Raw genomic sequence first — 21823 nt, 5'->3', positions numbered from 1 at the left:
GCCGGTTCCTCCCGGGTTCCGGCGGCGGGCCAGCAGACCCGCCGCGAGGTGACAGACGAACGCCACGACCACCGAGTTGATCGTGGGAATCCCGAAGTCGAAGGCGAGCGCGAAAGCGGTCCCGAGGGCCCAGCTGACGAGCGCGGCCGGTTCCCAGTCGCGACCGGCGACCGCCCGTCCGCGGCGCAGCGCGGCGAAAACGGGACGGCACCGGCGAAGCACGAAGTACTCCGCGATGAGCACCCCGGCGACCGGCGGGGCGAGCACCCCGACCGCGGTCAGGAACCCGGAGAAGTGGTCGGCGATCCCCAGCGCGGAGGCCGCGGTGCCGAACACGCCTAGCACCAGGACCACGTGCACCCGGCTGACTTTCCGGTCGAACAGCACGTCCACGACGTTGACCAGGCCGAGCGAGGAGGAGTACAGGTTCCAGTCGTTGATCTTGAGGATCGCGGTGGCCAGCACGAGCGTGCCGAGCAGACCTGAGGAGGTGGTGACGATGCCGACGACGTCCGAGGTCGCGGCGGCGTGCGCGAGCAGCACGCCGATCAGCCCGATCAGGTACTCGCCGAGCGTCACGCTGAGCACGGTCTGCTTGACCACGTCGCCGCGGGTGCGGTTGAACCGCGTCATGTCCGGGGTCATCAGCGCGCCGAGGATGAACGCCCCGGACACCAGCGTGGTCGCCGCGCCGAGCGACAGCGGCGGTCCCGGCGGGGGAGCGGAAATCAAGTCCGCCAGCGAGTGCGTGTGCAGGGCGTCCAGCACCGAATACCCGGCCAGCACAAGGAAAGCGGGCACGGTCAGGTAGGCGGTCCAGGCCATCAGGCGGAAGCCGTAGACGGTGATCACGGTGATCGCCGCTCCGCCGACCAGCGCCCAGCCCCATTCCGGCAGCGCGCCGCCGAGTGCGCGCATCCCGTGCGCGAACACGCCGTTCTGCACGCCGAACCAGCCCGCGAGGCTGACCGCGACCAAGAGGCCGACCAGCGCGGAGCCCTTCCGCCCGAACCCGGCCCAGCGCGCCAGCACCGACGTGGACAGTCCTTCGCGCACCCCGGCGATGCCGAGCAGCACGGTGATGACCTCCAGCAGCACCGAACCGATCGTGATGGCCAGCACCGCGTGCCAGAACGTCATGCCGTAGCCGAGCAGCGCGCCGACGATGAACTGCTGGAACGAGGAGACCTGCCCGAACCGCTGCACCGCGACCGACGGCCAGGACCGGCGGGCGGCGTCCGGGACGCGGGTCAGCGAATAGTCGTCGTGCCGGCCGCTCATCGTCCGGTCGCTTCCAGCGCGGCTTCGGCGACGACCAGGAAACCCTGGCCCGGCTCGGGCCGGAACGCGAATTCCCGGTCGAAGAACTTCTCGAGAAACGGCACCCGCTGGTGGTAGACGAACATCGACCGCGGATTTCCGGTGATCAGCCCGGAACCGGCGAACAACGGGAGTTCGGCGAGGAAGTAGCGCACCGCGAGCCGCAGCGCGCGCTCGTCCGGCACGTTTCCGGTCCGGCCCTGCAGCACCCACGTGGAAGCGCCGTAGCAGGCGGAACGGAATGCGGTGTCGGTTTCGAAGCGGTTTTCCGCCGATGCCAGCAACCGCCGATAGGTCGGCAGTTCGCGCAGCCGGGCCATGCCGAAGATCCGGCTCTCCGGTTCGGGCACGTCCAGCGCGCGCAGCGCGGCGGCGATCTTGTTGTGCACGTGGCAGGACTGCCGGTGCGCTTTTTGTTTCGCCCTGGCCGGCGGGTATCCGAGCGCTTCGAGCGTGTAGGCGGTGACCTCGTCCGGGACGAAAAAGCAGTACTCGGCGAAGTGCTCCGCCGTCCACGCGGCGAGCCGGGTCAGCCGGTCGGCGGTGAAATAGCCGTTGAACGGGCTCACCCCGACACAGGCGTGCCGGACGTCCGGATACAGGCGGGCGCAGCCGGAAGACAGCGGAGTCGCGTCGAACATGGGAAATCGCCACCTTTTCTCGTCTCGATTCCGCGTTTTCTCCCGGCGGGGCGGGACTGGTGCGCTCACTGTGCCGGGATCCGGGCGGCGCGGGTAATGCCTGCCGGTTATGCCGTCGCGGGACGGGCGCCGCGGCAGTTCGGAAAGAGGATTTCCTACTTTGGTCGGGCGATTGCCACACTTTCGCCGGTGCACTCGTCCCGGCAGGAGTCTTATCGTGGACTTTCGTGGAGTTGGAACTCAAGCATTTGCGCCACCTCCAGGCGATCGCCAAAGCGGGCAGCCTCAACCGCGCGGCCACCGAACTGGTGCTGCCGCAGCCCGCCCTCAGCCGCGAACTGCGCAGGATCGAGGAACTGCTCGGCCGGGCGCTGTTCGAACGCGCCCGCGCGGGGGTGCGGCCCACGCCGTTCGGGCAGCTGATCCTCGACTACGCGGACGGGATCCTCGCGCGCACCGCCCGGATCGGGCCCGCTCTCGCGCAGCACCGCGCCCAGCGCGACGGCGCGTTGCGGGTCGGCTGGTCGGAAACCGTGCTGTCCGGCCCGTTGCTCCGCGCGCTGGAGACGACCGGGCTCGGCGACCGGGCGGAGATCCGGACCGCCGAGTCGACCGCGGAGATGCTCGGCTGGTTCGGCCGCGGGGAACTCGACTTGGCCGTGCTGTCCGAACAGTGCGAGGTGCCGCTTCCGGCGAACACCGGCCGGATCGACCTCGCCGAGGACCCGTTGCTGATGATGCTCCCGGACTGGCATCCGCTCGCCGCCCGCCGCGAGGTGGACCTGGCCGAGTTGGAACACGAGCGGTGGATCTCCTCGACCGGGCCGGACCGCTGCCGCGAGTTCCTGGCCCGGGTGTGCGGCCCGTACGGGTTCGCGCCGGTGATCGCGCACTACGTGCCGGTCTCCGGCCCGCGCGACGAGATCGTCCGCTACCAGGGCGACGTCACGCTCGTCCAGGCCTCGCGCCCGCTCGCTCCCGGCGTGGTGCACCGGCCGGTCCCCGGGCTGCGGTCGCGCACCCGCCATTTCCTGCTGTACCGGGAGGACAGTCCCATCGCCGGGCGGGCGGTCCTGCTGGCCGGGTTGATCCTCGACGCCTATCACGACGAACGGGGCGGCTTCGACGGTCCGCGCGCGATTCCGGGGGAACTGCCGTGGCTGACCGCCCGGACCAGCTGATCCGCACCGGTGCGGACCTCGAGCTGCGGCAGCTGAAGCTGCTGGTCGCAGTCGCCGAGGCAGGCAGCGTCGCCGCTGCCGCGACCGCGCTCGGAACCACCCCGGCCAAACTCGCGCTGCGGATCCGGCGGCTGGAACGGATGGTCGGCGCCGCGCTGCTGGCCGCGGAACCGGACGGGAAGCTGTTCACCGAAACCGGCGAGCTCCTGCTCGAACACGCCTCGGCGGTGGTGCCGCAATTCGACCGGATGCTGACCGCCGCCCGCGCCGGCCTGGAGCGCCCCGCCGCGCAGATCCGGATCGGTTCGGTGCTGACTCCCGTGCTGCCGCGGCTGATTCGCGAGGTGGGCCTGCGCAATCCTGGTGCCGGATTGGCGATCCAGGCCGGGGAATCAGCCGCGGAACTGGCCGAAGCGCTGCTTCGCGGCGAACTAGACCTCGGCCTGCTGCGTCAGGACGTCGTGCGGGAACGCGCGCTCGAATGGGTCTCGGTAGCCACGGAACCGCTGGTGGTCGGGATTCCTTCCGGGCATCCGCTCGGCGTTCCGGACTCGCTCACCCCGGCCGCGCTGTCCGGGCAGCGCTGCGTTCTTCTCGACCAGTCACTGCAGCCCCGGACGCGTGCATTGCTCGCGGCCTTCGCCGACGCCGGTGCCGATCCGCTGCTGTGCTACGCCAACAGCGAATGGGCGGTGCTGTGTTTCGGTTACGGTGCAGGAATCCTGACCGTGACGGCTCCGCCGACGAGACCGATGCCAGACACCGCTTACCGGCCGTTGCATTGCGCGGCAACGAATTCGACCCTGGTGCTCGCCTGGACGGACGGTCCGCTCGCCGGTTGCATCCCGCGCGTCCGGGCGGAGATGACGCGCGCGCACGCCGAATGCCTCCGCACGCTCCTGACCACGTGACGTACGTGAGGGGAACCCTGAGGGAATCAGATTCCCTCAGGGTTCCCCTCACGGAACGCGGGATCAGCCGATGCGGTAGCTGTACGGCAGGGTCGCCAGCACCTCACCGGTTCCGACCTGCGGCAGACCGGTCACGCCGGTCGGCAGCGAAGGCACGGTCACGATGTTCAGGTGCCCGGCCACCTTGTCGCCGCGGTTGCCCGACGGCGTGATCGTCACCAGCACGGTCGCGGTCTCGCCCGGCTTCACCAGCTGCGGCGTGCCGCCGGTGCCGTTCGGGTCCACCGACTGGCCGTACGGGTCGCCGGTCGACGACGTCACCGAACCGTCGAAGCCCGCCGTCTGGATCGACGCCGTGTAGCTCGAATGCCCGGCGGGCGCGCCTTCCGGACCGAACGGGCCGATCTCCTGGACGTCGGCGAACCAGACGCCCTTGGTGACGTAGCCGGTCTTCTCGCCGATCGTCGCGACCGACACCGTGCTCCCGTTCTGCGCGGACTTCAGGTCGCCGAGCACGTCGATGCCCGCCGCCGAGCCCTGGATTTCCGCCTGCGCGGGCACGGTCGAGGACGTCGCGACGGTGAACTTGCTCGTCTCCGGCGGAATCGAGTACACCGGCGCGTCCGTGTTCAGTTCCGGCAGGTTGACCTCGGTCGACCCCTGGATCGGCTGCGGCTGCAGCGTTTGCCGGGTGTTCGTGCGCGCGTCGACGCCGATGGCGATCGGCTCGACTCCGGTGTTGCGCACCGTCACCGGCACGGTCACGGCCTTGCCCGCGGCGAGCGACGCGGACTGCGGCAGCGCGGGCGCACTGGCCGAGACCTGGTCGAAGCTCACGGTTCCGCTGAACGGCTGGTCGATCTGCTTGCCCGTCACCGGGTTCTGCACGACGAGCACCAGGTGCCAGCGGCCGGGCAGCGGGTTCGCGTCGACGAGCTGCAACCCGGTGCCCTGCTTCAGCGTGGTGGCCGAATCGAGGTAGGCGTTGCTGTTCACGTCGGCGAGTTCGCCGTTCGGGTCGACCAGGACGCCGTCGAGCAGCGTGCCCGGATCCTGCAGCTTCACCGCGACGTCGAGGTCCCGCTTGCCGCGCGGCACGTCGAATTCGTAGGAGAAGGTCTGCGCCGGCGACACCGCGCGGGCGTTGCCGCCGGTGATGGTGCCGTTGAAGGTTCCCGGGCCGTTCTTGGTCGGGATCAGCGCGCGCAGCACGGCCGACACGGAGGTCTGGTGGCCGTCGGAGCTGCCGAAGGTGATCGAGTAGTCGGCGTCGCCGCCGCTGCCCGGAGTCTGCAGCGAGACGTGCACCGGCTTGGTCTGGCCCGGCTTGAGCTCCAGGATCTGCGGCGACACCTGGCCGTACGGGACGGCGCGCTGCGCGGTGGTCGCGAGCTGGATGTCACCGGTGTAACCGGCCGGTCCGGACGCCGAGTACAGCACCGCCGTCCACGTGCCCGCGACCGGGCGCGTGACGTCCACATTGGCGTAGTTCGCCGTCGCGGCCCCGCCCTGCGGACGGCTGTTGGCGACGAAAGTGCCGTCCGGCGCGAGCAAGGTCAGCCGCACCACCGGGGTGACCGACTGGCCGTTGACCGACTTCGGACTGCCCTGCCACGCCATCCGCGCCAGCAGCCGCTGCGCGCCGTTCGGCACGGAGAAGGTGACCTTCTTGTACGCCCAGTTCGTGCCGTTGAAGTACGGGAAGGTCGGCAGCTTCGTCGAGTCGAACGCCGTGGTCTGCGCCTGCGTGCCCATCGGGGAGAACGTCCGCGTGCCGGTGCTGACCGTCAGCGGCTTGGTGCCCGAGTTGGTGACGTTGACCGACGCCTGCTGCGTGCTGCCCGGCGCGCCTTCCAGCGTCAGCTGGTCGGCCGACAGCGTGATGTTCGACGAGACGCCCGCCGGCGCCCCGGTCGAGCCCGGAGCGGTGAGCGCCGCTTCGACCGCCGCGCGCGCGTCGAGAAGGCCTGCGCCCTGCTCGTCGGCGGGGAGGTTGAGGTCACGCGCGGTGCTGGTGATGATCTGCTTCACCTGCGCGGGCGACGGCGACGCGCCGTGGTGCGCATTGCGGTAACTCTGGATCACCAGCGCAGCGACACCCGCGGTCAGCGGGGCGGATTCACTGGTGCCGCCGAACGATTCGAGGTCGGTCGGCTGCGGGACGGTGTTGAAGTTGCGGCATTCCGAGTACGCCGGCGCGCAGTCGGCCCAGTTGCCCTCGCCGGGCGCGACGAGGTCGATGGTGCGGCCGTTCTGCGTGATGCCGGACGACGACAGCGCGGAGATGTTGTCGCTCACCCATTTCCCGTTGGAGAACGGGAAAGCCGCGTAGCCGGTCTGCGCGTACAGCCGGTTGTCGGTCGTCGCGCCGGTGGAGATCACCAGCGGGTCGGTGGCCGGGCTGCCGATCGTGGACGTGGTGCCCGCGTCGCCGCTGGAAGCGGTCACCGTGACGCCCGCGGCCACGGCCTGGTCGTTGAAGACCTGGAACAGGTTGCGGGAGCTGGAATCCGGGTACTGGTTGAGGCCGAGCGACTCGTTGATGACGTCGACGTGATCGACGGTCACCGCGTAGTCGATCGCCTGCAGCACCGCGGAGTTCGTCGCGGTCTTGCCGAAAACGTTCAGGCCGACCAGGCTCGCGCCCGGCGCGACGCCCTTGACGACGATGTTGCAGCCCGCCGGGAGCGGGTGCTTCTCGTTCACGAACTTCGACAGGTCGTGCACCACGACGCCCTGCGCGGCGATCGAGGAGGCGTCGCCGAAGGCCTCGGCCCCCGCGTCGGTCGTGTTCGGACCGTCGCCGGAGAAGTCCTGGTAGTCCGAGAACACATGGCTGCCGTCGGGACGGATGAAGTCCGCGTAGTTCGGGTCCATGTTGTCGGCGAGGAACGCGACCTTGACGCCGGCCCCGTTGGCCAGGTCGGACGCGCTCTTCCCGCCGGTGGTGCTGTACGCGCGGATCGAGGTCAGCGCTTCGGGCTCCAGCAACGGTTTCGCCGGATCGCTCGGGCAGGTCGCGTTCGGCAGGGCCTGCGCCGCGGCCGGTCCGCCTGCCTTCGGCGCGGCGGCCGGTGCGCTCGGCTTGGCGTCCGGCAGCGTCACCTTGCTGTCCGGAAGCACCTGCGCGACCGCCGGGTCGTGCGCGAGCTGTGCGGCCTGCGCGGGCGTGACGGTGGCGGAAAACGCGTTGCCCAGAGCGAAGTGCTTGACCTTGGCCGGCGCCGAGCCGGCGAGCTTGGCCAGCACCGAGTCCTGTTCTTGGGTGGCTTTGGCGCGGCGAGTGTCCGAGGCCGCCTTGGTGGGCGGCGCGCTCGGCAACTGGTCGGAGAGGACGACGATCACCGATTGCGGCGTCGTGTCGGCCGTCGCCGCGGCTGGTCCGGCAGCCTGCGCCGGCTGGGTGACCCCGGCCAGCACCAGACTGCCGGTCGCAGCCATGACCAGGGCGCGAACGGATCGCGAGGAACGCCCCATGTGCAGTTCCCACTTCCTGCTAGAAGGGTTCGTGAGTTACCGGCCCCGATGAAATCGGGCGCACTTGTCGCACGCTCGTTTTCCCGGCAGTCAGAACTCTTTCCGAGTCCTTCACGATCCACAAGCGACAATAGTGGGAAACAAATCCGGCAAACGGGACCGAATTTCCGCGCGCTCGCGCATTCGGTCCCGTTTGCCGGAATCGGGGTCAGTCCTGCGGCAGGTGCCGGCGCGAGTGTCGGGACACCACAAGGGTTCCCGCGATCGCGACCAGTGCCACGCAGGCCAGCAGCACCGGGTAGCCCGCTACTCCGTTCAGGGCCGCTAAAAGTGACGGCAGGAGGAATCCGATGTACGCCAGCGCGTAGTACACCCCGGTCAGTTCCGCGATTTCGTCCGGCCGGGCGAGGCGTTGCAATTCCAGCAGTCCGGACACCACGACGATGCCATAAGCGGTGCCCAGCACCACTGCCGCGCCGAGCGCGATCCACGGCGATTCCTGCGCCGCCGCGAAGACGCTCAGGATGAGTCCGACGCACAGCACCGTCATTCCGGTGAGCACGGCCCGCGCGCTGGTGGCGCGGTCGACCCGCTTGGCGATCGGCTGAATCCCGACGCCCGCGCCGATCGCGCACACGGTCAGCAAAGTGGAGTAGGCCAGCGCCCACGACCCGGTCTGATGCTGGACGAGCTGCGGCAGGATCGCGTACGCCACGCCGCAGGAGCCGAAAATCCACGGTGCCGCAGGCAGGATCACGCGGCGGAACCGCGGATGCCGAGCGGTGGCGGGCAACGCGGCGCGCACCGAATCAGTCCGGACAGTAAGCGTTTCCGGACTGCGCGTGACGGCGGCCAGCGAGACCAGCGCGAGTCCGATGTGGACCAGATAGGGGAGGACCATCGGCCACGGCCCCCACTGCGCGAGCACTCCGGCGACGCCCGGGCCGATGCCGAGCCCGAGAGTGAGGCACAGCGCGGCGCGGCGAGTTCCGGTATCGGCCGCCGTGTACGGGTCGGCGTCGGCGAGTTCCTTGATCCAGGTGGAGCCCACGGCCATCGCGACCGCGACCGCGATGCCGGAGAGGAACCGACCGCCGGCGATCCACGCGACGCCGAGCGGTCCGAGCGCCAGCAGCACGCTTGCCACCAGCGACACCACGGTGCCAGCGAACATCACCGGGCGGCGACCGTACCGATTGGACAGTCCGCCGGACAACAGGAGTCCCGGCACGAGGCCGACGACGTACGCGCCGAGCAGGGCGTCGACGGTGAACGCGGAGTAGCCCGCGGCGTGGTACATCACGAGCAGCGGCGTGAACTGGTTGCCGCCCCATCCGGCCGCGAACACCGCGGCGGCGGCCGGGAACCAGGCCGGGCGAGCGGTCGTTTCGGGCGTTCCGGGCAGGGGAGCGCGGTCAGCGGTTGTGGTCATCGTTTGTGCACCGAATCCAGGTGTGCTCGCAGGGCGGGGGCGAAGGTGTCGGCCTTCGTCTCGGCCTCCGCGATGATGTTCAGGAGCTGTTCGTGCTCGCCGACGACCTGCGGCAGGCGGGCCGGGATCGGCGCGAGCGCGTGGACGTTCATCCGGCGCTGCCGGTCGGCGAGGGTGGTGTAGAAGGTGAGCAGCAGAGCGTTGCCGCCTGCCGCGACGATAGTGCGGTGGAACAGCTCGTCGGCCTCGGCGAACGCGGGCACGTCACCCGCTTCCGCGTGCTGGCGCTGGGTTTCCAGCACCGCGCGCAGCTGCTCGAGCGCGTCCGGGATCAGCTCCGGACGTCGGCCCAGCCGGTGTACCGCCGCACTCTCGACGGCCTCGCGGGCTTCGAGTACGTCCTCGGCCTCGCCAGGCGTGATCGGCACGACGATCGCGCCGCGCTTCGGGATCAGATTGAGCAGTCCTTCCACCTGCAGCCGCAGGAACGCTTCGCGCACCGGAGTCCGGCTGACCCCGAGGCGTTCGGCGATCTCGCCCTCGCTGAACAGGTGCCCGCCGGGCAGTTCGCCGGTGAGCACCAGTTCCTTGGTCAGCTCGTAGGCGCGGTCGGCGGCGGGTTTCAGAGCGTTCACGCGCTCGACGCTAACATGCATCCCAGCTTGTATCTAAGGCGTTGTGACCTGCGGCTCAGCGTTCTGTCGGTGGCCTGTGCCATGCTCCGGGAGTGCGATTGCTCCTCGATGCCCGACCGACTGTCCAGCAAGCCGTCACTGCGGTGCGTGCTGCGCTCGCCGCAGGCCTCGACCCTGATCAGGACCCGCCGCGGTCCGTCGTTCCCGTGCCCACCGGGCAGTTCCTGCTCATGCCCGCGTTCTGGGACCGCTACGCCGGGGTCAAGGTCGCGTCCGTCGCGCCGGACAACCCGGCGCGGGGCCTGCCGCGGATCCAAGGCCACTACCTGCTGATGGACGGCCCGACGCTCACGCCGATGGCGCTCCTGGACGGCGTCGCGCTCACCTCGGTGCGCACGGCGGCCGTCTCCGCGGTGGCGGCGGACCTGCTGGCCGTGCCGGACGTGGAACGCTTGGTGGTGTTCGGCACCGGTCCGCAGGCGGAAAGCCACATCGAAGCTCTCCGGGCCGTCCGGCCGGTGCGGGAGGTCGTGGTTGTCGGGCGGAATCCCGAGCGGACGCAAGCGTTTGCCGAGCAGTATCCGTTCGCGCGGGTCGGGACGCCGGACGACGTGGCCTCGGCTGATCTGGTCGTGTGCTGCACCTCGTCGCGGACCCCGGTCTTCGACGGCGCGAAGGTCCCTGAACACGCCACCGTGGTCGCCGTCGGTTCGCATGAACCGGAAGCGCGGGAAGTCGACGATGTCCTGATTGGACGGTCCACAGTGGTCGTCGAAGGAATCGGCGCGGCTACCCGCGAGGCCGGGGATGTGGTGCTGGCACTGGAATCCGGTGCCCTCGCGACGGATGACCTTGTCTCGCTCGCGGCGCTGGCTCAGGGGCATGTGGTGCCTTCGGGGCCGCGACTGTTCAAGAGCGTCGGGATGGCTTGGGAGGATCTGGTGGTCGCCGCGGCCGCCTATGAAGCCGCCGAGTGACCGGAATTGTCGGTGGGGGCCGCTAGTCTGGGCGCCTTCGACGGCGAGGGGAGACCGGATGTCCGAAGAACTGACCACCGCGGAGCTGTTCGACGCGATCGGAGCCAGGTACGAGGAGGCGTTCGGGCGCCGGCCGGTGGTGGACGCGGCGGTCCGGGAACTGCTCGCGGTGCTGCCGCCGTCCGCGCGGGTGCTCGACATCGGCAGCGGGACCGGTCGTCCGGCCGCGGCTGAACTGGCCGCGGCAGGCCACCGGGTGACCGGGATCGACGTGTCGGCGGAGATGGTGCGGATCGCGCGCGAGCAGGTGCCTTCGGCGGAGTTCGTCCAGGCCGACGTGCGGGAATGGGAATCGGAACCCGGGACGTGGGACGCGGTGTGCGCGTTCTTCTCGTTCGTGCAGCTGCCCCGCGCCGAGACGGAGCGGGTCCTCGGCCGCATCGCCGGATGGCTGGCGCCAGGCGGACGATTCGCGCTGGTCACGGTGCCCGCCGACCTCGAGGACGTGCCCATCGACTTCCTCGGCCACAGGATCCGCGTGACGAGTTTTCCGGTGGACGCGCTCGTCGACCGGGTGCGCGCGGCCGGACTGGAGGTCACCGGGACGCGGGAAGAGTCTTTCGCGCCGGACAAACCGGGAGCGCCGCCGGAGGAACACGTGCTGATCTCGGCCCGCAAACCCGCCTGACCGGCACCCGGAAAAAGCGCCGCCGACCACGGCATCGTGAAATAAATTCAGCGGCTCGGACGGGCTGAGGGAAAAACGGGACGGCATTTTCGCGCGGTCCGGGTGAACACGCCGGAAATTGCGCGGAAAATGCCGTCCCTTCCGTTCGGCGCGGCTGGTCCGGTGGTCAGCCGCATAACTCCCGGCCGCGGCCGGACGATTGCCGGATCACTGTCGCCCGCTCGCCGCTTCGCGAGCTGCTTGCGTTGGCCGATTCACTCGGCCCCGCGCGCCGGGGCTGATGCTCGCGGGTCCTGACCCGAGCGGTTCGCTTGCCGCGGCTGGCTTCCGTGGCTGACTGCGGTTGTCGAGCCGTGCGGTTCGCTTGCCGCGGCTGGCTTCCGTGGCTGACTGCGGTTGTCGAGCCGTGCGGTTCGCTTGCCGCGGTTGGCTTCCGTGGCTGGCTGCGGTTGTCGAGCCGTGTGGTTGGCTTGCCGCGGTTGGCTTCTGCGGCTGGCTGCGGTTGTCGAGCCGTGTGGTTGGCTTGCCGCGGTTGGCTTCTGCGGCTGGCTGCGGTTGCCGAGCTGTGCGGTTCGCTCGCTGCGGCCGATTCGCGAAGCAGCCGGCCGCAGCGTTCGGTGCGGAACCTCAGGCCGGAACAGTCCTTGCTACTGCTGGTTGCCCCACTGCTGCTCGCCCTGCTGGCCACCCTGCTCGTAGCCGCCCTGGTCGCCCTGCCCGAAACCGCCTTGCTGCCCGCGCTCTTCGAAGCCCTGCTGCTGCCCGCCTTGCTCGAAGCCCTGCTGGCCGCCTTGGCCGAATCCGCCTTGCTGGCCGCCCTGTTCGTAGCCACCCTGGCCGCCTTGGCCGAATCCGCCTTGCTCGCCCTGACCCTGCTGACCGCCCTGGCCGAATCCGCCTTGCTCGCCCTGACCCTGCTGACCGCCCTGGTCGAAGCCGCCCTGGGGCTGCCCGCCGCCTTGTTCCTGGCCGCCTTGCTGGCCGCCGCCGAAGTTTTCCTTCAGCTTGTCCGCGCCCTGGCGGATCTGGTCGCCGTGCTTGCCGCCGGTTTTCTCGTCGGCGAATTCGGCGGCCTTGTCGATGCCCTCGCCGACCTTGTCCTGGTTGTTGCCCGCGAATTCCTGGATCTTGTCCTTGGCCTGGTCGAAAAAGCTCATCGAAATCCTCCTTGATCTATTCGTGACACATGGATACCAGCCGGGTACCCGGCTGACGCGGCGGCGAGACGCCAGTCCCCGGTTCGGGTGAGGCGCGGCGCCGGTTCTGCCCGGGTCGGGGCACGGGTGGGTTACCCCACACGCCCGGACGCGGGACGGACCGGCCGGTAGGGTCGCCGCGACAGGGCATCGGAGCCGAGGAGGACGCGTGGCGGGACCGTTGAGCGGGCTGAAAGTCGTCGAACTGGCCGGGATCGGGCCGGGGCCGCACGCTTGCATGGTGCTCGCCGACCTGGGCGCGGACGTCGTCCGGGTGGAACGGCCCGCCGGCTCGCTCGACCTCAGCGGCGGCAAGCCGGACCCGCTGCTGCGCGGCCGCCGTTCGGTCGCGGCGAACCTCAAGACCCCGGAAGGCCGCGACCTCGTCCTGCGGCTCGCGGCGAAGGCAGACGTCCTGATCGAGGGCCTGCGCCCGGGCGTCGCCGAACGGCTCGGCGTCGGCCCGGACGACTGTTTCGCGGGCAATCCCCGCCTGGTCTACGGACGGATGACCGGCTGGGGACAGGAAGGCCCGCTCGCCCAGCGCGCCGGCCACGACATCAACTACCTCGGCCTCACCGGCGTGCTGCACGCGATCGGCCGCGCGGGCGAGCGTCCGGTGCCGCCGCTCAACCTGGTCGGCGACTTCGGCGGCGGCTCGATGTTCCTGATCGCGGGCGTGCTCGCGGCGCTGTGGGAATGCGGCCGGACCGGGCGCGGCCAGGTCGTGGACGCGGCGATGGTCGACGGCGTGAACGTGCTGTCCCAGATGATGTGGGCCCTGCGCGGCCTGGGTTCGTGGTCCGACGAACGCGGCACGAACCTCCTGGACGGCGGCGCGCCGTTCTACGACACGTATGTCTGTGCCGACGGCCGTTACGTCGCCGTCGGTTCGCTCGAACCACAGTTCTACGCGGCTCTCCTGAACGGCCTCGGCCTCGCCGCGGAAGACCTGCCGCCGCAACTCGACCGCGACGGCTGGCCCACGCTCCGTGCCGCCTTCACCCGCGCCTTCCTCAGCCGGACCCGCGACGAATGGGCCGAGGTCTTCGACGGCACCGACGCGTGCGTCACGCCGGTGCTCGCTCCCGACGAAGCGCCCACGCATCCGCACATCGCCGCACGCTCAGGCCTGATCACGGTGGACGGCATCGTCCAGCCTGCTCCAGCGCCGCGGTTTTCGCGCAGCACAACGGATGTGCCGTCGCCGCCGCCGGTCCCGGGCTCGCACACGGAAGAGGTGCTGGCCGACTGGGAGTCGTGAGTGCCTATCCCGGTTCTAATCGGGATAGGCACTCACGACGACCTGCCCCCGCCCGCCACACCTCGCCTGTCCCGTGCGAGTCCGCCTCGGTCTCGTGAGTGGCTAAGCCGGTTCTAACCGGCATAGGCACTCACGAGCGCCTGAGCCGCACCGGCAACGTCACGTGGCCGTTGGTGATGAACGACGGCACCGGCTCCAGCTCCTCCCCGCCCACCGCCAGCGCCAGGTCCGGGAACCGCTCGAACAACGCGGGCAGTCCGAGTTCCGCTTCCATCCGGGCGAGCTGCGCGCCGAGGCAATAGTGCACGCCGTGCCCGAACGCGAGCGCCGACTTGTCCTTCCGGGACAGGTCGAACTCGTTCGCGTCCGGCCCGTGGTGGTTTTCGTCGCGGCCGGCGGGCCCGAACGAGGCGAGGATCGGGTCGCCCGCGTGGATGGTCGTGCCCTCGACCTCGATGTCCTCCAGCGCGAATCGCAGCGGCAGGTGCGAAAGCGGTGCCTGCCAGCGCAAAGTCTCGTCCACGACGTCCGACCAGGTGCGCGTTCCGGCCAGCACCGCGCGCAGCTGCGCGGGATGCGTCAGCAGCGCGGTCACGGCCTGGTCGAGCAGGTTGACCGTCGTCTCGTGCCCGGCGGTGATCACCAGGATCAGCGTGTCCACCAGCTCCGCTTCGCTCAGCCGGGAGCCGTCGGAGTCGCGGGCGGTGATGAGTGCGGTGGCGAGGTCGTCGCCCGGCTCGGCGCGCCGTTGGGAGACGAGGTCGGCGAGAATTCCGTACAGCAGTTCGACGTTCGCGGTCGCTTCTTCCGAGGTCGCCGACGTCGCGAAGATCCCGGCCACCGCGGTGCGCAGGCCCGGCCGTGCTTGTTCGGGGACGCCGACCAGCCGGCAGATCACCTCGATCGGCAGTCGGTAGCAGTACCGGTCGCGCAGGTCGGTTTCCGCCGGTCCGGCTTCGAGGCCGGCGAGCAGGCCGTCGACGATTTCGGCGACCACCGGGCGCAGCGCGGCGATCCGGCCGGGCGCGAAGGCCTTCGACACCAGCGAACGCAGCCTGCGGTGCTCGTCGCCGTAGGCGGTGAACATGTTTTGCACCGAAACCCAGATGTTCAGCGACCAGTCTGAGGTGATCTCGCCGTCCCGGTAGGCGGGCCAGTGCCGCCGGGCGTCCTTCGACACGCGCGGGTCGGCGAGCAGGCTGCGCAGCAGCGGCAGGCTGGTGACCGACCAGGCGAGCACGCCGCCGGGCAGTTCGACCACGGTCAGTGGCCCGCGGGCGCGAAGCCGGGCGCCCTCGCCGTGGACGTCCGGCGCCGCCGGGTCCAGCACGAAAGGGGTGACGGCGTGATCCATGGGCGCTCCTCGCGGCCCGATGGTCCACAATGGACTGACGATGGGGGAGGTGTCCGTTGCGGCCACCGGGTCCGCGGCAAGCGTAGCGCGGCTAAGGATCGTTCTGTCCGCCTTGAGGGGTGGTCCGGACCAGGCCGGAGAAGGGGTTGACGTCAGCCGTCGGCGCGCTTGCGGTGCAGCGAGAACCGTTCGAACACCGACAGCTCGCCGGTCGGCTTGTTCACGTTGTAGTAGGTGACGTGCATGGTCGTCGTGCCGCCCGGACGATGCCCCGGGTCCACAGTGAACGCCGCGAATCCGTAGGGGTGGTCGAGGTCGCGGACCGCGCTCCACACCGCTTTTTCGCGCACGTAGGTCGGTTTCCGCTTGCCCGTGGCCGGATCCCGCTTGTCCGCGACGGCGGTCAGCACCTTTCCGGTGCCGTCCTTAAAGAAACTGCCGTTGGTGGTGCCGGAGACGCCGCCCCCGCCGAGAATCATGTGCACCGTGCCGTGCGTGGCGTCGATGTTGTCGGTCGCGTCGGACACCGGGTTCGGCGTGAGCGTCTCGCTTTCCGCGACGACGCCGTGCACGGCGAGGGAGCGTTCGTAGTCGTGTTCGTGCCCGCACAGCACCAGGTCGACGCCGTAGCGGTCGAACAGCGGGCCGTACTTCTCCCGGAGGCCCAGGTCGGCGCCGTTCGCGTCGGACGTGCTGATCATGACCTGGTGCATCGCGACGACGATCCAGTCCACGTCGCGCGACGCCCGCGCCGCGGCCAGTTCTTTCTCCAGCCAGGCGAGCTGCCGTCCGCCGGAGTAGCCGTTGACGTAGACGTCGCCGCCGTCCTGCAGGCAGTTGTCGTCGTTCTGCAGCACGATCACCCGCACCGAGCCGACGGTGAAGCCGTACCAGAGCCCGGCGAGTTCCGGGTCGGTTTCGGTGGAGGGCAGCTGGAAGTACGCCTGGTAGGCGTCCATCCCGAGCGCGCCGTTCTTCTTCTCGATCTCGTGGTTGCCCGCGGCGGGCATCCACGGCCGGTACCGCGCCGAGCGGGTGTTGTTGGTGAAGAAGTTGTTCCAGGTGCGCACGCGGTCGACGTCGAGGTTGGCGTAGCAGAGGTCGCCGTTGAGCAGGTGGAACAGCGGCGCGACGGTCTCGATGCCGGTGACGATGTCCTTCGTGGCCGGGGTCGAGAAGAAGTCGAGCGCGGGCGCGCCCTTGAGATCCCAGGTGACCTGTGGCGCGGACTGGTCGCCGAAGCTGGTGAAGGTGAACGCGGACCGCCCGCCGGGCGCGGTGCGGAACGTGCCCGCGTCGGGCGTCGCGCCGTCGTGCTGGGCGACGTAGAGGTACTCCGTGTTCGGGCACAGGCGGTTGATCTCGGCGTGGTGCACCCAGACCGTGCGGTTGGAAGCGCCGTCGAGGTAGGTGCGGGTGACGGCGGGCGCGTACGAGCCGAAGCCGTCGTCGAGCGTGCCGTAGAGGACGCGGGGACGGCGGACCGGGCCGTCGGTGAGCCACGAGACCACCATCTGCCGCGCGGGGTCGCGGCCGAACGTGAGATGCAAGCCCTGCACCGGTGTCGCGCCACCGCCCGGGGTCGGCTTAAGAGCAGCGGCACTCGCCGTACCAGTGCCGAGTAGTGGTACGGCAGCGCTCGCGCCCATTAGGCCTAATGCTCCTCGACGGCTGACGGTGTTGGACATGAAGGCCTCCTCCGGCTCCAGGCGGAAGCGAAGCTATGCTGGCCGCGCGGCCCGTCGATGAACGGCGGGAGTCCGGTGCGTGAAGTGTTTTCGCGCGCCGTTCCGGTTCGTTCCCTTTGCCGGGAAACGGTTTCCGGAATGTCCTAAGTGGAGTGTCCCGGCTTTCCCGGATCGATTCAGAACGGTTCTGCTAGCCTCCGTGGTGACGTGCGGCTCGCCGTGGTGCCGCGTTGCTGCCGGAGCGCTTCACGGAGCGTGCGCGAGTGCTTCGGCTCGAACCTCCGAGGAGCGTTATGACAGGCATCGTCCGGGTCCGGGGCCGTGAGGTGCTCGACAGCCGGGGCAACCCGACGGTCGAGGTCGACGTGGTGCTGGCGGACGGGTCCGTGGGCAGGGCGGCGGTGCCGTCCGGGGCGTCCACCGGCACGCGCGAGGCCGTCGAGCTGCGGGACGGCGACGCGAAGCGGTTCCACGGCAAGGGCGTGCGCAAGGCGATCGACGCGGTCAACGGCGAGATCGCCGACGCCGTGACCGGCATGGAGGCCGAGGCGCAGGCCGACGTCGACCGCGCCCTGATCGCCCTCGACGGCACCGAGAACAAGGCTCGCCTGGGCGCGAACGCGACGCTCGGGGTGTCGCTGGCGGTGGCGAAGGCGGCCGCCGCGGCGAACACGCTGCCGCTGTACCGGTACGTCGGCGGGGTGTACGCGCACCTGCTGCCGATGCCGATGATGAACATCATCAACGGCGGCGCGCACGCGGACAACCCGATCGACTTCCAGGAGTTCATGATCGGCCCGGTCGGCGCGTCGACCTTCGCCGAGGCCGTGCGAATGGGCTCGGAGGTGTTCCACACGCTGCGGAAATCGCTGCACGACGCGGGACACAACACGAATGTCGGCGACGAGGGCGGGTTCGCGCCGCAGCTGGGCTCGGCCGACGAGGCGCTCGAGTTCGTGGTCCGCGCGATCGAGAAGACCGGGTACGAGCCGGGCAAGGACATCGCGCTGCTGCTGGACCCGGCGGCGTCGGAGTTCTACCGCGACGGCGTGTACGACTACACCGGCGAGGGCCGCAAGCGCAGCATCGAGGAACACGTCGCGTACCTCACCGAGCTGACCGAGCGCTTCCCGATCGTGTCGATCGAGGACGGCCTGGCCCAGGACGACTACACCGGCTGGAAGCAGCTGACCGACGGCATCGGCGACCGCGTCCAGCTCGTCGGCGACGACCTGTTCTGCACGAACGTCGAGATCCTGCGCGACGGCATCAAGCGCGGCATCGCCAACTCGATCCTCATCAAGGTCAACCAGATCGGCACCCTGACCGAGACGCTGTCCGCGGTCGACACCGCGCACAAGGCGGGCTACTCGGCGGTCATGTCGCACCGATCGGGCGAGACCGAGGACACCACCATCGCCGACCTCGCGGTGGCGACCGGCTGCGGCCAGATCAAGACGGGCTCGCTGTCGCGGTCCGACCGCACGGCCAAGTACAACCAGCTGATCCGCATCGAGGAGGAGCTGGGCGCCGAGGCTCGCTACGCGGGCTGGGACACCCTGCGCTGAGCACTGGCGGCCCGGGCTTTTTCCTTGCCCGGGCCGCCTTTCGCTATTTCCTCGCCTTCACGAGCATCGCCCCCGCAGTGAAGGCCGCACTCACCCAGAACGCCGCTCGCGCATGCGCCGCGTCCACGACGACGGCCCCCGCCACCGCGGGCCCGACCACCGCGCCGAGATTGAACGCCGTGGTCGCGATCGCCCCCGCCACTCGCGGCGCTTCCTCGCTGGCGGTGGTGACAATTTTGGCGATCAGGGCGGACCCGACGCCGAACGCCGTCGCCCCGGTGAGCAATGCGGCTGTCAGAAGCCCCGGAAGACTCTGCGCTGCGAAGAAGGCCGCCACCCACACTGCGGTCAGCACTGCCGCGCCAGCTTTGAGAATCCTCGGCCCCGTCTTACCAGCGACCGTGACGCCGATGAACGACCCCACTCCGAACACCGCCAGTACGACCGGAACCCATGCTGTTGCTGGGGACATCGTGCCTAGGTAGGTGAAGGCGGCGAACGTCCCGGCGTTGACGAGAATCCCCTTGACCACGGTCGTTACGACCCGAGGCTGGGCCAGGACCCGCCACTCGCGATACACCGGGCTTGTCGCCGGCGGGTCGTCGAACGAGGTCGTCGCCAGTGCTATGGCGGCAATAGCGGTGATCGCCGCGATGGCCCAGAACGCGGCCTGCCACCCGGCGTACTGCCCGAGGACCGTCCCGGCCGGAACGCCGACGATGCACGCGAGCGTGACGCCGGACAGCAGTACGGAAGTCGCCCGCCCGACGGCGTCCGGTGGGACGAGCGCGGGGAGAGACGCGAGTGCCACCGCGAGAAACCCGGCGTTGGCGAACGCCGCGACGGCGCGGGTGACGAGGAGGAGCGGAAAGTCGGTCGTGAGGGCGGCCGTGACGTGTGCTGCGGTGAAAAGCCCGAGGAAGGCTAGGAGGGCTCGCTTGCGCGGCAATGTGCTGCCGAGCATCGCGAGTACGGGTGCGCCGACGACCATTCCGGCCGCGAAGAGGGACGTCAGCAGCCCGGCGGTGCCGAGGGAAACGCCGGTGTCAGCGGCGATCTGGGGGAGGAGCCCGGAGAGGACGAACTCGGACGTGCCTTGCGCGAAGACCGCGCTGGCGAGGAGGAAAACGATGGGAGGCAAGACTCGGCTCCTGGCTGGTGGCGTTCGGTGGACGCCAGAGGATGGGACGGTTTTGAGGGCGGAGGGAGGTGCCGTGGGCGCGGGGCAGTTGCGCAGTGGGTGCGGCGGGCGTGCACCAGTTGCGCGTTGGCTTGTATCAGCCGTGGGTTGGCTTGCCGTGCTTACGCGGACAGGCTTTGTCGCGGCGTCGCTGACGTGGGCAGGCTTCGTCCGAACACGGCGATGCCGAGCGCACTTCGCCAGCGGTGCTGCGGCGGCGATCAGGATTCGCCCTCTACGCGGCTACGCCGAAAAGCCTTGGTGCTAGCTCCGGTGCGGTGCATACACCGGTCGCTGTGCGAAGGCTCTGTCGTGACGCGGCCGCAGCTACACCACTGTGGTGACGCCGGTCAGAACTCCGCGCACGAGAGCCTGTTCGAGGCACACTCGACTGCACAGTGTCTGTGGTGAAGCTTCCGCCGGTCAGCCCGGCCCGGGAGCAAACCCCGGCACCCGTCACTCCGCCGCCCAGCTCTTCGGCTGGGCGGCTACCGTCTGTTGGCCTCCGGCGACGTCATATCCCGGACTTTACCTTGCCGCGCTCAGGAAGTCGCGCGCGATACGTCCGGCTGGTGGCGCCGCGCGAATGCGGGGGATCCAGCCGACGCCGGTGTGCGGCATGGCGATGCGGTCTTCACCGGTCGCTGAACGGAAAACTGTCGCTGCACGAGTGGAAACCGCGGGGGCCCGGATCCGGACCCCCGCGGCGGCTGAGGGAGAAGCTGGGCTAACACGGCCCGGGCATTGCGAGCAGAGTCGCGGGAGAAGTACTGCGGCGGAAGGAATTAGCAGAGGATCCCCGAGCGGCGGCCGGAACCACGCGTTGCTGCCAGGACACATTCGATGCGGCAGCAAGCATCCCGATCAGCTCGAAACGAGAACCCGCCGGCCAAACCCGCGAGCGAAGGAAACCGGTGCGGAACCCAAGGCCCGTACCGGCATTCCCGTCAGTTCGGAAGCAGAGCCCACCGGCCAAACCCGCGAGCGAAGGAAACCGGTGCGGAACCCAAGGCCCGCACCGGCAACCCCCGAGAACCTCAGCAGAGCGGCGCGACCGGACCGTCCGAACCGGTCTTCACGTAGGTGTCCGAGATGTAGTGCCCGGGTCCGATGCGGTCCCAGATCTTGCTCGTCCCGAACTTCCCGGTCACGCTGTCCCCGTTGACATAGCACTCGATGTTCACCTTGGCGTAGTTCGCCGCCAGGCCCTTCACCGACGAGGACGTGTGCGCGCCCGACCGCACGTTCACCGGGTCGCCCGCCGTCTGCACCAAACCGGTGGCCGCGGCGGAGCCCGTCCACAGGTAGGTGACCTTCACGTTTCCGTTGTCGCCAAGGCCGACGCCCGCGCTGAACGTGCCGTCGGCGAGGTCGATGCCCGCGGGGTTGCCGACCTTGTACCCGAGATCGTCCCGGCCGCCGTTGTAGCCGTTGTGGTAGGCGGCATAGGCCTCGGGCTGGCCCTGCGGCAGATCCTTGTACTCCGCGCGCACCGAGGGCGGGTTCCAGTAGTCGTCCTTGGTGTTCCACGGGCCGACGTCCCAGACCGGCGCGTATTCGCAGCGGCTGTTGTCCGTCTTGCACACGCGCACGGTGTAGTTGTCGGTTCCCTTGGGCGACAAGGCTTTTCCGGACGGCAGCGCGACGAAGTGGTCGTTGCTCGCGATGACGTGGCCGTTCGCGGTGGTGTGGCCGGCGAGGCCTTCGCGGGTGGCGTAGATCGTGTAGGTGAGCGGGGTGGCCGCGGCGATGGCGTTCGCCTGCGGGGACAGAGAGCCGGTCAGTTCGACGTCGCGCACGGTCGGGCGGGCGGCGGTCGTGCTGGACAGCGTGATCCTGGTCTGCACGACGCTCACCGCGCGGGGGAGCGCGGTGCCGGCGGGGGTCCATTCCGTCCAGTCGTCGGCGCCGGAGCGCCCGCGGACGTCGACGTCCACCGAGGTGCCTTGCGGTGCGTCGGCGGAGATTGCCGCGGCTACCCGGTTCACCGGCGCGGGCAGGCGGCGTTCGACCGACAGCAGGTAGCCCTCGCTGGCCGCGGCCTGGTCGGCGGGTCTCCACGCCGGGTCCCGCAGCGTGAGCGTGCCGCTGGACGTGGCGACGTTGACGTCGTCACCGTCCACTGAGGACAGATCGGCGCGCCAGACGCCGGAAGTCTCGGCAGCGCTCACGGGCGTCGCGACTGCGGTGACCGCCCCCGCGGCGAGCAGCGCGGCGATCGTGCGCCGGACCATCACTTTCCCGACCACGACGGATCTCCCTTCACTCGTCCGAATCGAACTGCCGGAGTGTCGGAGGGATCCGTACACGA

General features: G+C 69.8%; 15 protein-coding genes and 1 pseudogene. 6 read left to right on the top strand and 10 right to left on the bottom strand.

Annotation, left to right across the window (positions count from 1 at the left end; genetic code table 11):
- Positions 1-144 precede the first annotated feature (144 nt).
- Both AB5I40_RS11215 and AB5I40_RS11210 read right to left on the bottom strand, forming a co-directional pair.
- Positions 145-1140: pseudogene (locus tag AB5I40_RS11215) on the bottom strand (cytosine permease); the annotation flags it as partial.
- A gap of 137 nt (positions 1141-1277) precedes the next feature.
- Positions 1278-1961, bottom strand: coding sequence for a tRNA-dependent cyclodipeptide synthase (locus AB5I40_RS11210; protein WP_370938416.1), 684 nt, complete (start codon positions 1959-1961; stop codon positions 1278-1280).
- A 227-nt stretch (positions 1962-2188) separates the two neighbouring features.
- On the opposite strand from AB5I40_RS11210, the gene AB5I40_RS11205 reads away from it, so the two are divergent.
- Both AB5I40_RS11205 and AB5I40_RS11200 read left to right on the top strand, forming a co-directional pair.
- Entirely contained in the window at positions 2189-3142 is a 954-nt protein-coding gene (locus AB5I40_RS11205) for a LysR family transcriptional regulator (protein WP_370938415.1), read from the top strand.
- Positions 3118-4053 carry a LysR substrate-binding domain-containing protein gene (locus AB5I40_RS11200; protein WP_370938414.1) on the top strand — a complete coding sequence of 312 codons (936 nt, stop codon included), beginning with the start codon at positions 3118-3120 and terminating at the stop codon, positions 4051-4053. The genes AB5I40_RS11205 and AB5I40_RS11200 overlap by 25 nt, the downstream gene beginning before the upstream one ends.
- 63 nt (positions 4054-4116) lie before the next feature.
- On the opposite strand, the gene AB5I40_RS11195 is transcribed toward AB5I40_RS11200, so the two are convergent.
- The 3 genes from AB5I40_RS11195 to AB5I40_RS11185 form a co-directional block, all read right to left on the bottom strand.
- Positions 4117-7494, bottom strand: coding sequence for a S8 family serine peptidase (locus tag AB5I40_RS11195; protein WP_370938413.1), 3378 nt, complete (start codon positions 7492-7494; stop codon positions 4117-4119).
- A gap of 244 nt (positions 7495-7738) precedes the next feature.
- Positions 7739-8962, bottom strand: coding sequence for an MFS transporter (locus AB5I40_RS11190; RefSeq protein WP_370938412.1), 1224 nt, complete (start codon positions 8960-8962; stop codon positions 7739-7741).
- Positions 8959-9597, bottom strand: a complete 639-nt coding sequence (locus AB5I40_RS11185) for a GntR family transcriptional regulator (protein ID WP_370938411.1) — start codon at positions 9595-9597, stop codon at positions 8959-8961. The genes AB5I40_RS11190 and AB5I40_RS11185 overlap by 4 nt, the downstream gene beginning before the upstream one ends.
- A 92-nt stretch (positions 9598-9689) precedes the next feature.
- Between AB5I40_RS11185 and AB5I40_RS11180 the strand changes: the two genes are divergently transcribed.
- Entirely contained in the window at positions 9690-10574 is an 885-nt protein-coding gene (locus AB5I40_RS11180) for an ornithine cyclodeaminase family protein (RefSeq protein ID WP_370938410.1), read from the top strand.
- A 58-nt stretch (positions 10575-10632) separates the two neighbouring features.
- On the top strand, positions 10633-11262 hold the full coding sequence (locus AB5I40_RS11175) for a class I SAM-dependent methyltransferase (protein ID WP_370938409.1): 630 nt from the start codon (positions 10633-10635) through the stop codon (positions 11260-11262).
- 647 nt (positions 11263-11909) lie between these two features.
- Here the strand turns inward: AB5I40_RS11175 and AB5I40_RS11170 are convergent.
- On the bottom strand, positions 11910-12419 hold the full coding sequence (locus tag AB5I40_RS11170) for an antitoxin (protein ID WP_370938408.1): 510 nt from the start codon (positions 12417-12419) through the stop codon (positions 11910-11912).
- A 208-nt stretch (positions 12420-12627) separates the two neighbouring features.
- Between AB5I40_RS11170 and AB5I40_RS11165 the strand changes: the two genes are divergently transcribed.
- The gene (locus AB5I40_RS11165) at positions 12628-13722 is read left to right on the top strand and encodes a CaiB/BaiF CoA transferase family protein (protein WP_370938407.1); all 1095 of its coding nucleotides are present in this window, start codon (positions 12628-12630) and stop codon (positions 13720-13722) included.
- A 130-nt stretch (positions 13723-13852) separates the two neighbouring features.
- Here AB5I40_RS11165 and AB5I40_RS11160 read toward each other — a convergent pair whose 3' ends face one another.
- Positions 13853-15076: a cytochrome P450 gene (locus AB5I40_RS11160; protein ID WP_370938406.1), complete on the bottom strand. Its 1224-nt coding sequence runs from the start codon at positions 15074-15076 to the stop codon at positions 13853-13855.
- Between the two features lie 152 nt (positions 15077-15228).
- Positions 15229-16764 (bottom strand): purple acid phosphatase family protein, encoded by a 1536-nt coding sequence (locus AB5I40_RS11155; protein WP_370938405.1) that lies wholly within the window; start codon positions 16762-16764, stop codon positions 15229-15231.
- A 293-nt stretch (positions 16765-17057) separates the two neighbouring features.
- On the opposite strand from AB5I40_RS11155, the gene eno reads away from it, so the two are divergent.
- Positions 17058-18332: a phosphopyruvate hydratase gene (eno, locus tag AB5I40_RS11150; RefSeq protein ID WP_370938404.1), complete on the top strand. Its 1275-nt coding sequence runs from the start codon at positions 17058-17060 to the stop codon at positions 18330-18332.
- Positions 18333-18375: 43 nt separating this feature from the next.
- Here eno and AB5I40_RS11145 read toward each other — a convergent pair whose 3' ends face one another.
- Positions 18376-19473, bottom strand: coding sequence for an MFS transporter (locus tag AB5I40_RS11145; RefSeq protein ID WP_370938403.1), 1098 nt, complete (start codon positions 19471-19473; stop codon positions 18376-18378).
- Between the two features lie 1076 nt (positions 19474-20549).
- Positions 20550-21761, bottom strand: coding sequence for a hypothetical protein (locus AB5I40_RS11140; RefSeq protein ID WP_370938402.1), 1212 nt, complete (start codon positions 21759-21761; stop codon positions 20550-20552).
- Between the last annotated feature and the right edge of the window lie 62 nt (positions 21762-21823).

This window comes from Amycolatopsis sp. cg13, from assembly GCF_041346965.1.
In the GTDB taxonomy this organism is placed as follows: domain Bacteria; phylum Actinomycetota; class Actinomycetes; order Mycobacteriales; family Pseudonocardiaceae; genus Amycolatopsis.
This window is presented reverse-complemented; position numbering and strand designations above follow the sequence as displayed.